At 49.0% G+C, this 13,634-nt stretch carries 14 protein-coding genes (1 of these 14 running past the window's edge); 3 read left to right on the forward strand and 11 right to left on the reverse strand.

Annotation, left to right across the window (positions count from 1 at the left end; genetic code table 11):
* The 10 genes from ACQ4MX_RS12960 to ACQ4MX_RS13005 form a co-directional block, all read right to left on the reverse strand.
* Positions 1–324, reverse strand: partial view of an ROK family protein gene (locus ACQ4MX_RS12960; protein ID WP_431090993.1) — the beginning only. 612 nt of this gene lie to the left of the window's left edge; only the first 324 of its 936 coding nucleotides appear in the window; its start codon is at positions 322–324; its stop codon lies beyond the left edge, outside the window.
* Between the two features lie 137 nt (positions 325–461).
* On the reverse strand, positions 462–1,301 hold the full coding sequence (locus tag ACQ4MX_RS12965) for a MurR/RpiR family transcriptional regulator (RefSeq protein ID WP_431091321.1): 840 nt from the start codon (positions 1,299–1,301) through the stop codon (positions 462–464).
* Positions 1,279–1,998 (reverse strand): N-acetylmannosamine-6-phosphate 2-epimerase, encoded by a 720-nt coding sequence (locus tag ACQ4MX_RS12970; RefSeq protein WP_431090995.1) that lies wholly within the window; start codon positions 1,996–1,998, stop codon positions 1,279–1,281. Before ACQ4MX_RS12970 ends, ACQ4MX_RS12965 begins: the two co-directional genes overlap by 23 nt.
* Positions 1,999–2,003: 5 nt before the next feature.
* Positions 2,004–3,545 (reverse strand): DUF4127 family protein, encoded by a 1,542-nt coding sequence (locus ACQ4MX_RS12975; RefSeq protein ID WP_431090996.1) that lies wholly within the window; start codon positions 3,543–3,545, stop codon positions 2,004–2,006.
* A gap of 100 nt (positions 3,546–3,645) precedes the next feature.
* Entirely contained in the window at positions 3,646–5,472 is a 1,827-nt protein-coding gene (locus ACQ4MX_RS12980) for a beta-N-acetylglucosaminidase domain-containing protein (RefSeq protein ID WP_431090997.1), read from the reverse strand.
* 52 nt (positions 5,473–5,524) lie between these two features.
* Positions 5,525–6,415: a carbohydrate ABC transporter permease gene (locus ACQ4MX_RS12985; protein WP_431091322.1), complete on the reverse strand. Its 891-nt coding sequence runs from the start codon at positions 6,413–6,415 to the stop codon at positions 5,525–5,527.
* Positions 6,415–7,296: a carbohydrate ABC transporter permease gene (locus ACQ4MX_RS12990; RefSeq protein ID WP_431090998.1), complete on the reverse strand. Its 882-nt coding sequence runs from the start codon at positions 7,294–7,296 to the stop codon at positions 6,415–6,417. The genes ACQ4MX_RS12985 and ACQ4MX_RS12990 overlap by 1 nt, the downstream gene beginning before the upstream one ends.
* 64 nt (positions 7,297–7,360) lie before the next feature.
* Positions 7,361–8,635: an ABC transporter substrate-binding protein gene (locus tag ACQ4MX_RS12995; protein WP_431090999.1), complete on the reverse strand. Its 1,275-nt coding sequence runs from the start codon at positions 8,633–8,635 to the stop codon at positions 7,361–7,363.
* 185 nt (positions 8,636–8,820) lie between these two features.
* Positions 8,821–9,384, reverse strand: a complete 564-nt coding sequence (locus tag ACQ4MX_RS13000; protein ID WP_044646496.1) for a DUF420 domain-containing protein — start codon at positions 9,382–9,384, stop codon at positions 8,821–8,823.
* A gap of 295 nt (positions 9,385–9,679) precedes the next feature.
* The gene (locus ACQ4MX_RS13005; protein ID WP_134911509.1) at positions 9,680–9,955 is read right to left on the reverse strand and encodes a GNAT family N-acetyltransferase; all 276 of its coding nucleotides are present in this window, start codon (positions 9,953–9,955) and stop codon (positions 9,680–9,682) included.
* A 255-nt stretch (positions 9,956–10,210) separates the two neighbouring features.
* On the opposite strand from ACQ4MX_RS13005, the gene ACQ4MX_RS13010 reads away from it, so the two are divergent.
* From ACQ4MX_RS13010 to ACQ4MX_RS13020, 3 genes are all read left to right on the forward strand, one after another.
* Positions 10,211–10,642, forward strand: a complete 432-nt coding sequence (locus ACQ4MX_RS13010; RefSeq protein WP_431091001.1) for a hypothetical protein — start codon at positions 10,211–10,213, stop codon at positions 10,640–10,642.
* Positions 10,643–10,939: 297 nt separating this feature from the next.
* Positions 10,940–11,206 carry a hypothetical protein gene (locus ACQ4MX_RS13015; RefSeq protein WP_431091002.1) on the forward strand — a complete coding sequence of 89 codons (267 nt, stop codon included), beginning with the start codon at positions 10,940–10,942 and terminating at the stop codon, positions 11,204–11,206.
* 614 nt (positions 11,207–11,820) lie between these two features.
* Positions 11,821–12,093: a hypothetical protein gene (locus ACQ4MX_RS13020; protein ID WP_431091003.1), complete on the forward strand. Its 273-nt coding sequence runs from the start codon at positions 11,821–11,823 to the stop codon at positions 12,091–12,093.
* Positions 12,094–12,277: 184 nt separating this feature from the next.
* On the opposite strand, the gene ACQ4MX_RS13025 is transcribed toward ACQ4MX_RS13020, so the two are convergent.
* A complete protein-coding gene (locus ACQ4MX_RS13025) occupies positions 12,278–12,832 on the reverse strand; it encodes a TetR/AcrR family transcriptional regulator (protein ID WP_431091004.1) in 555 nt (184 codons plus the stop codon).
* Between the last annotated feature and the right edge of the window lie 802 nt (positions 12,833–13,634).

Raw genomic sequence — 13,634 nt, forward strand, 5'->3', positions numbered from 1 at the left:
CCATGTTACCAAGTGTGTACCTTGCCAGCCGGGGAGATTATCCGTGGCATACACGACTTCACCGCTCTTCACGTTTACTCTGCCAGCCGTAGCAATCCCTAGAGCGCCGATGTCGTTATTGCCAATGGTGCTGATGTCTCTCAAGGAGCGTTTCAGTCCTTCCACAGCTTCGGATACCCGTAAGAGTACCCAATCACGCCCGCGAGAAGCACCCGTATCCAGCCGGATTTCATCCAGCACCGCACCATCCCGTGCCACTACGGCTGCCTTCACCGATGTACCTCCAATATCGATCCCTATGACTCTGTTCACAGCATCTGCCACTACAGCGTCCTCCTTGTTGCCAAACGATATCTACAAACACACTCTTTTACGTAAAGCTTCTATAATAGCAAGTCATATACCCAACAATAACTAACGATAGGACACAGCCTAATAGACCAGTTCTCCGCTTTAAAATCTCAATAGCTTCGTTCAATGACCGCTCTCGCTGTTTTTTCCTTCATCACTTTGGTATGACTCGTGTGCTTACGAGCAAGCCCTTCGCAGAGGAGGTCAATGACAAATAGCTGCGAGATTTTGACTCCAATCGAACCGCCCTCCATCGGAGCTTCCTTACCTGCGGTGAGCAGCACGATATCCGCAATGGAGGTGATGGGCGATTTTGCATAATTGGTGATCGCGATAATGGTCGCGCCGTTTTGCTTGGCTTTGTGCAGCATGTCGTTCGTATCCAGCGTACTTCCCGATACACTGATACCAATAGCCACATCTCCGGGCTTCATGGACACCGCCATCATCGACTGGATATGTCCGTCTGCCACGGCTTCGGCGCGCCGCCCGATTCGTAAGAAGCGGTTTTTGGCATCCTGCGCAGAAATCCCCGAAGCACCTACACCAAAAAATTGAACATAGCCCGCCTGGTCGAGACACGTTATCGCACGTCCAAGCTCTGAACGGTCCAGCAGTCCCATACTGGAGTGCAAAATATCGAGCATGTTGTGATACACCGTGCGGGTAATATCATGCTCGTTGTCCGGGTCGGTGTTTTCTCCACCCGTATCGGTTTTGCGATAAGTCTGGTTTTGCGCCAGGGACAGTCGGAAATCCTGATAACCTTTAAAACCGATTTTCCGGCAAAAGCGCATGACGGTCGTCTCACCTGTACCTGCAAAATCAGCTAACTCCGTCACGGAGAAATATATGATATCTGCCGGGCGCTCCAGTACGCACAAAGCGACCTTTTGCTCCGATTTGGTTAATGAAGGAAAGTACGTATTAATTCGGTCGTTCATCTCCATAGATGCATTCCACTGCCTTCCTTGCTGCATCGGCAAACCGCTGCGTAATCAATTGGGGTCTGGTAATCGCCGAGCCTACAACCACTGCATATGCTCCCAGCCGGAATGCTTCCTCCACCTGCGCAGGCTCATGGATTTTGCCCTCCGCAATTAAAGGCACGGGAACCAGCTCCGACGCTCTCCGAACCAACTCCAGATCGGGTCCATCGATCTGAGCAGAGTAGGGCGTATAACCAGATAACGTTGTGGATACGCAGCTTATACCGAGGGAAGCGGCATGAAGCGCCTCCTCCAGTGTGGATATATCCGCCATAGAAGCCACTCCATGGCCATGGGCGTAATCTATGAGCTGCTTCAGCTTGCATCCCCCCGGGCGCGGACGTGATGTAGCATCCAGGGCGATGATATCCGCGCCCGCGGTCACCAGTTCCTCCATCTCTCGGAGGGTAGGCGTAATGTAAATATCGGAATCATTATAATCCCGCTTGATCAGACCGATGACTGGCAGGGAAAGCGCCTGTTTGATCGCACGCACATCTGCTGCGCCATTGGCGCGAATGGCCACGGCTCCGCCCTGCTGAGCGGCGCGTGCCATTTTGACCATGGAATCCGATCCGTGCAGCGGTTCATCGGGTAACGCCTGACAGGATACGATCAGGCCGTGCTGAACTTTTGATAATACAGCTTCCATTCCCATTGGGATCACCCTCTCTCTTCGACATGATGCCGTACGGTCAATCCGACTTCAAAGGTGCGGTTCCACGGCATATAGCAATCTGTAATTTCCACGTGGCCCTCCGGCCCGTTTACATATTCGTCGAGCGCCTGCTCCAGTCGTCCGCGAATGACCGCAGCAACCGAACCTCTCTGTCCATCGAGCATAAACTTGCTGAAGCCCATTTGTTCCACAATTCCATTATTCATGGCGGTACGCACCACAGCGCAATAACATGCATCTTCAGCGTAACGCAACGCCAGAAAATCCAGATGCTCTGTTGTAGGCCCGTAGTGGCTATACAGCATGGACTGGGCAATGACGGTTCCCAGCGTATTGGAGCTGGTGTTCCAGCCTGCATAACCTGCCAGCTCAAAAAGAAGCCCTTTTTGCTTCAAAAGTCTAAGCAGCTTAAGATCAGCTCCGTTGGCATAGCCTACATCAGCCACTGCAATGTTTTTACCTGTATGTCGCAGCATATGGGCGCCGTATTCGACCAGCTCCACCACGTTTCGGTATACATCATATCCGGCCATTGCACGCTGTTGAGATGATGCTTCTGCCATCGTGTCTCCGGGCGTGTTAGCCAACAAAATCAAATCAGCTTCTGCCGCTGAAGAAGCGATCAATCCGCCTGCCGCCATAATCTGGTATTTTAACGTTTCATAAAAATAACGATCCTCAAAAAGCGGAATCACGAATGCTCCCTGCAAAGCGGACAGCCTTGGATAGACAAGTGGCACAGCATTCTTTGACTGGTTAACCCACCGCGCCAGCAGCGTACAGCCGACTTCGTCTGCCCCCGGGTACATGTACACGCTCAAATCCACTCCAAGATTAGAAATACGATTTCTTAGCCGCTGCTGATCCTTGGCGGTATAGCCGTAGGGGGCAGAATCATCTTGCGGGATGATCATAAAATCAATGACACCCTCTGCTACCAGCTCCAGTGCGGCTTCATTGGCTTCCAGATTCACACGGCGACGGCCCAAATAATCCTCCAGTATCTCTACAGGCAGACGTTCGTTGATATCAGATAATTCAAGAAGCTCCTCTGCGATAGCAATTCCCAGTTCCTGACGATGCTCAATAAATCCCTTCCTGAATATCTCGCGTCCCCAATCGGCGTAGTAATCCGGTTCTTCGTCAGCCAAAGAATATTGCGGACAGCGCATAATGAGTTGAAAAGCATATAAGGTCATCTGCGGATAAAGCTGCTTGAGCCTGCGAAGTCGATTCACCTTGTCACCGACCTGCTCACTTGTCATTCCATGCAGACGAGATGGAACGATTCCGCCGTACAGCAGCGTATCCATCGCAATAATGGCTCCATCGGCTCTCGCCGCACGCTCTTCTAGCCAAGCCCACAGTTGGGTCGTATCACCGGGGGTTTTCTTTTGTCCCATCCATTCCATCGGGGGACGCTCGATTTCCAAATCTGTGCCCTGCGCCAGTAAATAAGGAAATTCATAATTACAGGGCCGCTCATCCAGCGGCACAAAAAGCACACGGGTGTTTGGCTTCACCACACGCATCCACCTCTCCTGAGAATTACCGTTATCCTAACGGCAAATGGTTATTTTCAGAGCAGCTATGCTGCCTTGGTTTCTTAATCCATCGGCAAAATGCTCACAGAATCAGTCGATACTTGCCTTGTTCATCCTGACCGACGTAGCCCCACCGCTCGGCTGCGCGGATCGCCGGATCACTGCCGAGCCGAGCCTCTGTCTCCAGACAGGCAGCGATACAGCGCCGGAGTTCCACCACGACTTCGTCCGCCAGTGGCACAGGCTCTTGCCCACCACCCACTTCCGGCGGCGTAATGCTCTCCTCTGTCTGCGCACCGCTCGGTCGCTCGCTGCTGACCACAGCTCGGCGCAGCGTACGCCACAGAGCAGCGTCCAGCTCGGCGCGTTCAAGCCACGGCGTGGCTTGTGCTACGAAGCCTGCCGCCAGGTCATCGGCCGGTACTTGCCGCAGGACGCTCACGACCTGGAGCAGCCGCTCAAAGTATATATCCAGCGCCGGGATATCACGCAATTGCAGAGCAAGGTCCACGTCCTCATACGTGCTGCCACCCAGTCGGCTGTTCCTGTTTTGACGGCAGAAAAACATCAGTTCCTCGGCGCGCGCTCCCGCTAACTCCCGCACAGCCCAATCCCAAGAGAGTTGCGGCATGTACCGCTCACTGTTCCACATATAGTGGGACATCGTAATGAGCGTCACTTTGGAGCATTCCCACTGATTCATCGGGTTGGCTACCATACCGGTATGTCCGCAGTCTGGAAGCCCGGAATACCGCCCGCGCAGTGGATCGAGGAATAAGCGGTCACGGTCACAATCATTCACCGGAATGTTATCCCACAGCCACAGTTCATGCCCAAAGAACGCATGATTATCGGCAGCGTGCTTCCGACCGATATGCGGAGCAAACACAAAATATCCGGTCCAGAACACCTTAATCTCCGGGTGCAGCCGCTCACGGAAATCCTTTTTGTATTCGGTATCCCAATACGACCAATATTCCGAAGGACAGACTGTCAGCGTAAATTCAGGTAGCCGCTCTGTCAGCCATGTATGCACCTTGTTCGTCAAAAAGACATGAGCGTGGCCCGAGCGGCCCAGCAAATGTCGATTTTCTCCTTTTAGCACATAATCAATATCATCCATTAATATGGAAAAATGACGCACGCCAATGGCAATCACAGCCGCCAGCTTTTCCGTCAAACTGAGGAAATCTTCATCGCTGCCAAAGCTCAGGTCGTTCCCCGGACTGATGCAGTAATGAAAATCCACCTCATGCTGATCGCAGGTTTCCTTTAAATCGCTAATCTGCGCAAACGTGTCTTCCGGGTACGGATCTCGCCATAATTCACGATGATACGGATCATCCTTGGGAGCATACATGAAGGTGTTCATCCGATGCGCAGCCATAAAACGGACGGCATCCAGCCGATCCGCCAAGCTCCATGGTTCTCCGTAAAAGCCTTCAATAATCCCTCTGACCGGAAAAGAAGGCTCATCACGAATGGACACTACAGGAAGTGTACATCGCTCTTGTTCGACTTGAAGCAGCAAATGCAGGGCATCCATGCCGTATTTGAGCCCTCTTTTATTAGCAGCATAGATTTCAATTCGACCTTCTTTGTGAATCTCCAAACGGTACCCGTCTGCAACGAGCGCTCCATCGTACTCCAGTACCAGTTGCACGCTTCCCCGTGTTTCGGTCGGTACACCCGGTCCCGGAGGCAAGATCAGCTTGATCGGCCCGTCAGGGTCCAAAACGCCTTCATATTCCTGATTCATCCCGAAGCGGGAGGACAGCTCGCAAATCAAACGCGGTTCGGGTATAACCAGCTTTTCTCCGCTGTCATACACATCACGAAAATAATATTGAATCTCCTGCGTTGTTAGCCCCACACGGGAATTGGGCCGCGTTCCTTTCGCCAGCTCCATCGTAACCGTCTCCCCTTCCATTCACGGATTGTCCGTATCCAATATTTCCGGTCTATCCTTTTACTGCACCCGCCAAGCCTTCTATATAGTAGCGCTGTGTGAACAGGAACAAGATAATGATCGGCAGTACCGAAATCATCGTGCCCGCTGCAATCCAGCCAAAGTTATAGGCAAATTGACCATTGAGATACGTCAGCGCAGCCGCCAGCGGGTATAACTCCGTGTCGTTCAGAATAACGATAGGCCACAGGAAACTGTTCCAGAACGACATAGCCTCCAGCAAAGAAATGACGGCGAGCGCTGGCTTCACCAGCGGTAGCACCAGCTGCCACCAAATTCGGAACTCCGAAGCGCCGTCCATTTTACCGGAATCACGCACATCGGTAGGAATATGGATAAACGTCTGCCGCATCAGAAAAATGTTGAACACAGAGACAGCTCCAGGCAGCACCACACCCAAATACGTATTGCCCAGATGAAGCCCCTGAATGGTCAGGTAATGTACGATGAACGACGTATATGAAGGAATAATCATGGTGGCAATCAGCAGCGTGAACACCAGATTTTTACCCTTAAAACGAAATACAGCCAAGGGATATCCCGTCAGACTGGCGAGCACCACATTGAAAATAACGCCAAGCGCCGTAATGATCACCGTGTTCAGCATATACTTCGGAAAGTTCATAAACTGCCACACCTGAACATAATTATCAAAATCAATAAAGGTCGGGAAAATGGCGGGCGGCGTGGAGAAAATGTTGCGGCCCGGCATGAGCGATACGCTGAGCAGCCATAGGAACGGTCCCATTAAAAAGAGAGCGAGCAGCACCAGCAGTACATAGATCACCGTCATCCTTACAACTCGCCCCAGGTTGCGCATGATGCGGCTATTTTCATTTCTCGGAAGGGGCGACTGTAGCATTTTGTCATCCTGTAGATTCATCAATAGGGATTGACACCGCCTTTCCTATTGAATCGGAATACGATAATACTGAGCACCCCAATCACTGCGCCGACAATTAAACCAAGCGCCGAAGCATAACCAAAGTTAAACTGCTCCATCCCTTTTTGGAAAATATACAAACTGGAGGTCAGCGTGGCTGTTCCCGGCCCGCCCTTGGTCAGTACATACACCTCATCGAACACACGAATAGCCGCCATGAGCGATATGAGAGTGCAGAACAGAATGTAGGGTCTTAATAACGGGAGGGTAATATGGACGATCAGCCGCCAGCGGCTTGCTCCATCCACTCTGGCGGCTTCGTAAAGGTCTTGTGGAATGTTCTGCAAACCGGCCAGATAGAGCATCATATAATACCCGAGTCCCTTCCACATCGTGATGAACATGAGTACATACAAGGCCAAAGAACTGTCTGACAGCCAGTGAATGTCCTTACTGATCAAGCCTGCCTGCATGAGCAAATAATTTACAACGCTGTTATTGCCAAGCAACCAGCTCCAAATCAAGGCCACGGCTACCATCGAAGTTACAACAGGAATGTAGTAGGTCGTACGAAATATTTTAATTCCGGGTATACGGCTGTTCACCAGCACGGCCATCAGGATGGAGAAAATTTGGAGAAAGGGAACAATGAGCACGTACACTAATGAGTTCCAGATTGAAATGAGAAAATTGCGGTCCTTAAACGCTGCCTCGAAATTATCCAGACCGACATAATGGGTATCCGATATGACGGAGTAATCCGTCAATGCCAGCGGAATGCTGTAAATAATAGGCCAAAATACAAAGACGGCAAGCAATAACAGTCCCGGCGTCATAAAGGCCCAGGCCGTAAAGGATTCCGACCTCAACCATTTGATCATGCTGCATCACCACCCGATTTTGATAAATGAACAGGAGAGTCTTGATATGACTCCCCTGCTGTACCTATTGCTTTAAAATATCATTCACTTCCTGCTCCAAGGTAGTAAGCGTCTGTTTCGTGTCCGTTCCGTTCAATAAAATATTTTGAAAAGCACGCGTGACAGCGCTGTTCACGTCCTTGGCATTAGGCACACCGACCATGTAGTCTGTCGCCTTATCCAAACTTTGCGCGGATACCACTTTGGCTTGTGCTTCCAGTGATTGATCAGACTGTGTGAAGTACGGGTCTTTAATGGAATCCTTCGTGGAAGGCAACGTATTGGCCGCTTTGGAAAAAGCCGTCTGGCTCTCTGCATTTGTCAGGAAAACAGCAAACTTCACCGCTTCATTCACATGTGCAGACTTGGTCGGTACGACCAGATCCATGGAGTTGGATAACCGTACATCGGCTTTACCTGTAGGTACAGGAACGGCGATGGTGTTCTTGTATACGTCCGGCGCAGCCGTTTTGATAAAGTTGATGAACGTCGGGCCTGCCAGCTCGAAAGCAACCTGTTCACCCGCATAATATTTCACTTGCTGTGAAAAATCAGCGTCCTCTTTGAGCACGACACCATCTTCCATCTGCTTTTTAAGATTATCAATCATGGTGACCGCTTCTGGTGTATTGAACGCCGCTGCTGTCTTTTCTTTATTCAAAATCGGAATCCCGTCTATGGCAAAAAGCTTGGATACAAGCTGCTGCGCATAGCCTGCTTTGCCAATTTTTCTATTGATCTGGCGGCCCCACTCAGACAGTTCCGCCCGCGTTTTGGGCGGATGGGCAGGGTCTAATCCGGCTTCCTTCACCAGCTTCGTATTCATATAGAGCACTTCCGTGCCGGTATACCAAGGTAGTGCATAAGCCTTGCCGTTAATAACTGTAGAATTATAAATACCGTCGAAATAAGCAGCCTTTTCCTCCGGAGACAGATGCTCATTCATATCCACAACAGCACCCTTGGAGCCCATTTGGCTGGCAAATTCCGTATTGAGATTTACCACATCCGGACTGCTGCCGCTGGCGATACTCGTCAACAGCTTGTTGGTCACTGCGTCATAAGGGTAATCCTTCCAGTCAATTTTGACATTGGGATTCTTCTCCTCATAATCGGCAATCACCCGATTGAAATACGGGGTGAATGTAGGCTGTAGCGCAATGGTCCAAAATTGCAGTGTCACTTTTCCTCCGTTTACGTTGTTCGGGTTTGAGCCTCCGCCGCCGCAACTGCTTAGCAGCACAACCAGCGCGAGCATGGAAACAAGCAACCGTAACCTGCCTTTCGCTTTCTTCGTCACATGGTGACCCCCTTATTCTTAGTTGATTAAGGCAAATTATAGCAGAAATACCGTTAGAGAAGGAACGTTTTTTCAATAAAATAAATTTAGAAGGAATAATTTTTCTTTTATTAGGCATCAAAAAGACGCCTCCGTTAGCAGAGACGTCTTTTTGATCATTGAACCTATTGAAGGTTCAAGTCTATTTAATAATACGGGGCCATGAATACGTACACGAGTACCCCGGTCAAGCTGACATACAACCAGATCGGCATGGTCCAGCGTGCAATTTTACGATGTTTCGCCACCTGCATCGTCCATCCCCACACAACTGTGAACAGGGCTAGTGGTACGATAATGGCAGCCAGTATGCTGTGTGAAATCAGCAACGTAAAGTAAATCGGCCGAATAATACCCACCCCGCCAAATTTTGCAGTGTCCGGCGAAATATAGTGGAAGGTCAGGTAGGAAAACAAAAATAAAACAGTGCTGGCGAAGGCCAGTAAAACAAATGTTTTATGCACTTTGACGTTCTTCTTGATAATGGCAACCAACGCCGCCACCAGAAAAATAAACGTGAAACTGTTAAAAATCGCATTCAACCTCGGGAAAATGGTGATATCGAAGCTAACACTACCTTGGTATCCAATCGGCGAAAAAAACAGCAGCAAAATAATCACGTTGGCTATGATGGAAACGGTGATAATCAAGGCTGTGAAATTACGTTTGCTCGTTGGAACGTACTGCTTGTCCTCACTCGCTTTATTCATAATGAGCGTCTCCTTCGTTTAAATTCAAACTTTTCGTTTTCGGTTGTGATAATAACCATACTATATTATATAGAACCTGAGGACGGCCTGTGAAGTGACAACAGTATGAACAATTTCACAGCCGACAATTTAAAAATGTGCTTTAGCATCTTAGAATAACCATTTTCTTAACATATCAATAATAGAATACGGCCATTTCAGGGGCTTTATACACGCAAAAAAACACCGGGGAGGCCTGAATACCTATCCCGATGTTGTGGTGTTTATGCACTTGTGGCGCGAGCGTTCCCCTTGTTTACTGCTGCCAGACGTCACTATATTCTTGATGACGCTTGAACAGGGCCAGTGCGTACGAGCAAGCGGGAACGACCTTTTTATGCTGATCCCTCGCCATTTGCACGACTTTGTCAATCAGCTCCTTGCCGATCTTTTGCCCCCGTAGCTTTTCGGATACAAATGTATGGTCAATGACCAAGGAATGGTCATCTATGGATTTATAGCCTACTTCCGCAACCACCTGTCCATCATCCACCATGACTACCGCATGGTCCTCCTCACGAATTTGTCTCATGAAACCGAGCCCCTTTCTGCCGATGATTAGATATCCTTATCATTCCCCGATTTGAGGTCCAACGAAACATCTCATACATCAGGATTTTGCAAAATTCGATTCCAGTCACTCCAAGGTATAATATATAGACGAATAAAATCATTTCGATCTATTTATTCCTGATTACACGTCGCTTTGTGGATTTTTGCAAAATCCTCACATAAAAAGAAGCCTGTCGTCGACACTATCCTTATTCCAAAAAGGCGAGGCGAGGTGTTGTATTTGCGTTCGGAAATGAAACCCGTTATCCCGTTTGAACCTGTGCAAAGTGAACAAATCCCTACGGAGGGCCTGTGGCGGTACGAAATAAAATGGGATGGCACGAGAATTTTGACATATCACAATCAGGGTAGCACACGTCTGTTTAACCGGAAGCAGCATGAACGAACGCTTTTATATCCTGAACTCGCTCCATTTCCCTCATATTGCCAGGCTGAATCGATAGTTCTGGACGGGGAAATGATCGCACTGGGAGCCGATGGGAAGCCCTCGTTTCATGACATTATGCGCCGCGACCTGATTCGTCGAACAGATCGGATTCAAGCGGCTTATGAAGCTGTGCCTGCTACGTACATGCTGTTTGATATCGTGTATCTGAATGGCGAATGGGTTCACCGAAAACCATTGGTAGGGGTAGTACCAGCGTAGCTGGCACCACCCGCAAACGTTTGGATAAAAATGTTAAATTCGAGGAATCCCAAGTTAAATCATGAATCACGAACCGTGATTGTTTGATCCAAGGGGGGGTTCCGAAATATTCGTTTGAAACGCAACAGCAAGAAAACGGCACGCATGAGTAAGTCAATAGCAACCGAAAGCCATACGCCAGCGATTCCCATCCCTAGATAAATGCATAACACGTAAACCCCTACAACGCGTATTAACCACTGCAGCAGTATCCCCCAAAGGATAAAGTCGTTTTATCTGAAGTAGGCGAAATTACCGATGAGTCTGAATTTCTGGGGAACATTTACGAAGTGTCTCAACTCGGGACGGCCGACGTGGAATTGGCCAGCGGTGATAAAATTGCTGATGCTACGTTCCTTTTCCCTGGCTACTCCGGATCCCTATACGAAGATCGAGGAGCATAAGGGCTACTCTATTTTGCAGTATGGAATGGAGGATGGCTATAGGGTAGACTTTGGTACGAAGCGCTCTATTGAGCTTCCCACGGTAGATGCAGCCAAGCAGCTGATCGATAATACTAATTAAACCAATAGAAGGTACTCCAATGCTGATATATTAGTGTAAGCAAGGAATGGATAATAGACGAAACGTTTTGATACTGGTAAGAGGCCCTCTTCGAATTGAAGAGGGCCTTTTCTTTTTGAAAAGACAACGAAACGATTGCCGGACTTATCCCTCCCAGAAAAAATTTAGACCCTGTAGTAACTATTGTCCCTGGTGGAGCAATGGTTAACCCGGGAAGGTGCACGTACCTGCCTTGGACGAATCGAGAGGCAGCTAAATAATCCAACCGGTTCACTCGATAGGCATAAAATGACTCGATCAAGCCTCCAAGCCTGCGAGCTCCCCGCGTAACACGTTGGCCAGTTCTGCCTAATTTTTTGCGGTACTCATATTTTTTGAGATTTTTGGAGTAAACTTTGAACTTTTCGCTTTATTTAGATAACGGGAAAAACAGGCTCCTGAATGGTTAGACACAGTAGCGATGGAATCCTGGAATATACAGAATCGGAGGTGCTTATAAGGAAGGATACGATATGATTCATCAAAAAATTTAGAATTCTCGCATCTCTGTTAGGAGTCTTTAAAGATTTTGACAAAAGAATATTGTAACAAAATCATAATGAGGAGGAATACAAATGCAACAACAATGGATGGAAATGGTGAATCACGTAGTCGAATGGGGAAAGGGGATTCCTTGGTCCAAGGGTTTCCAGGGTGCGAAAGAAACGGTTGAATTCGCCTGCAGTTGCCTGAAATTCATCCTCTTTGCAAAAGCTGTTAAAGACGATAACAATGATCCGAAGCCGCCGCATCTGCCTCTGTGTCCACCCGATTTAAACATGCAATCAAGAAGAAGTTTAAAGCGAAACACAAAGTATCGCAGACGCAACCGAAAATTACGCAAGTAAAGATTCAATTCAGCTATAATAATATGGCGCTTCGTCCTAGCAAAATAAAATCCCGCCAGTACTGGCGGGATTTTATTTATGCATCGATCTGAAGGAGGCATGCCCCCAACTGCAGGACATTATTCAGGTTTAAATTTGCTTTTCATTTCGACAATGAAAGACTCTAAGGCCTCCAGGGAGGGTGCTATTTTCCGGTAGCATAGATGGCACTCGTGATAACATTGAAGAGATGATCGGTCCGTGGCGCGAATGAAGGTTGGCCGACAAGCCAGCCGAGCGCCGATATCAGGGCGAACAAGTCGTCCCCATTCATATCGGCGCGCGCCGTTCCCTCGGTCTGAGCTCGGAGCAATAGTCGCTCGCCCGCTGAGTGCACCGCTGCGCATGTAGCGTAAAGCGCGGAGTCCGGGTCCGCGTGGGCGCTCGCCATCAAGGCGACAACGCCGCTATAGCTTTGGACGAAAGCCACCTCTTCGCGAACCCAGGACACGAGCGCTTCGTCAGGTGGTTTCGACGTTTCGAGTTCGCCTGCCTTCTGCGTCAGTTCCTCCAGATTCGTACGCAGCAACGCTTCGAACAAGGCTTCCCGCGTCGGGAAATGACGAAGCAATGTGGCCAACCCGACGTCGGCCCGGCGGGCAATATCTCGCATGGACGCATCGACACCATGCTCGGCGACGACGTCACGCGCGACTGCAAGTAGATGACTGTAATTTTTTCTGGCGTCGGCTCGCATCATGTTTTCACTCCACTCAAATAGCGAAAGCTTACTGTCACGATCAGGCGTTGATTTTCCCTGCGTTCCCGATACGCGACTTTTCTCGGCATACGCCTAGTTATAACTTGATCTGTAAAAACCACAAAAAGATTTGTTTTTGGGACATTCCATCGAAAGCTAATATGTCTTTCAGTATCAAAGAGAATGGATCTTAACTGTTCTTCTAATCGGTATTGATCAGCGACCTCTCATTTCTTCCCAGCCAAGCGAAATTGAAACGTTAGTATTGCTTACGTAACATTATCCCTTAAGAATACCGAAGGCTAGCATGTGGTAAACCAGAAGCCAGGCTTTTATTATGAATCGAGGGCAGGCCGAATCCCTAAGGAGCCAGCCATGATCCAATATCAACTCCAATGTGCTGCATTATCATTATATCAAATTCAATCTTCCTCGTCAGTATCTCCATCATTTCTTCCTTGGTCGTCATAGCCTTTCAACTTTTGTCCAATTACATCATTTCGCACTTGTTCACGGATGGTGTTCCAGTCGGATGCAGGTAAATTTGTTTTAAAAACCCCGAAAGATGCACCAACAGTATTGGGAGTAGATGCGTTGGTAATAGGTGGTCTAGGTATGTTGCGGTTTTTCGTCGATTCTACGATCTGCTTGAATTTTTTGATTTCATACCATCGAGCCAGCCGCAAGCGCGACGGGTGCAGGCCACGACCGAAGCTTCATCGTCTCGGCGTTCAAACCGTCCAGGCGTGAGCTGCGCAGCGCCTTAGCCCGACCCTCACGCCCGATCAGGTGCGCAAGCAGG

It is taken from the genome of Paenibacillus sp. 8b26, from assembly GCF_050626875.1.
Lineage (GTDB): Bacteria > Bacillota > Bacilli > Paenibacillales > Paenibacillaceae > Paenibacillus.

Bases quoted from the DNA above. Each gene is read 5' to 3' on its own strand.
- ACQ4MX_RS12965 (WP_431091321.1), bottom strand. From the start codon at position 1,301: ATGGAGATGAACGACCGAATTAATACGTACTTTCCTTCATTAACCAAA.
- ACQ4MX_RS12970 (WP_431090995.1), bottom strand. From the start codon at position 1,998: ATGGGAATGGAAGCTGTATTATCAAAAGTTCAGCACGGCCTGATCGTA.
- ACQ4MX_RS12980 (WP_431090997.1), bottom strand. From the start codon at position 5,472: ATGGAGCTGGCGAAAGGAACGCGGCCCAATTCCCGTGTGGGGCTAACA.
- ACQ4MX_RS12985 (WP_431091322.1), bottom strand. From the start codon at position 6,415: ATGAATCTACAGGATGACAAAATGCTACAGTCGCCCCTTCCGAGAAAT.
- ACQ4MX_RS12990 (WP_431090998.1), bottom strand. From the start codon at position 7,296: ATGATCAAATGGTTGAGGTCGGAATCCTTTACGGCCTGGGCCTTTATG.
- ACQ4MX_RS13000 (WP_044646496.1), bottom strand. From the start codon at position 9,384: ATGAATAAAGCGAGTGAGGACAAGCAGTACGTTCCAACGAGCAAACGT.
- ACQ4MX_RS13005 (WP_134911509.1), bottom strand. From the start codon at position 9,955: ATGAGACAAATTCGTGAGGAGGACCATGCGGTAGTCATGGTGGATGAT.
- ACQ4MX_RS13015 (WP_431091002.1), top strand. From the start codon at position 10,940: ATGAGTCTGAATTTCTGGGGAACATTTACGAAGTGTCTCAACTCGGGA.
- ACQ4MX_RS13020 (WP_431091003.1), top strand. From the start codon at position 11,821: ATGCAACAACAATGGATGGAAATGGTGAATCACGTAGTCGAATGGGGA.
- ACQ4MX_RS13025 (WP_431091004.1), bottom strand. From the start codon at position 12,832: ATGATGCGAGCCGACGCCAGAAAAAATTACAGTCATCTACTTGCAGTC.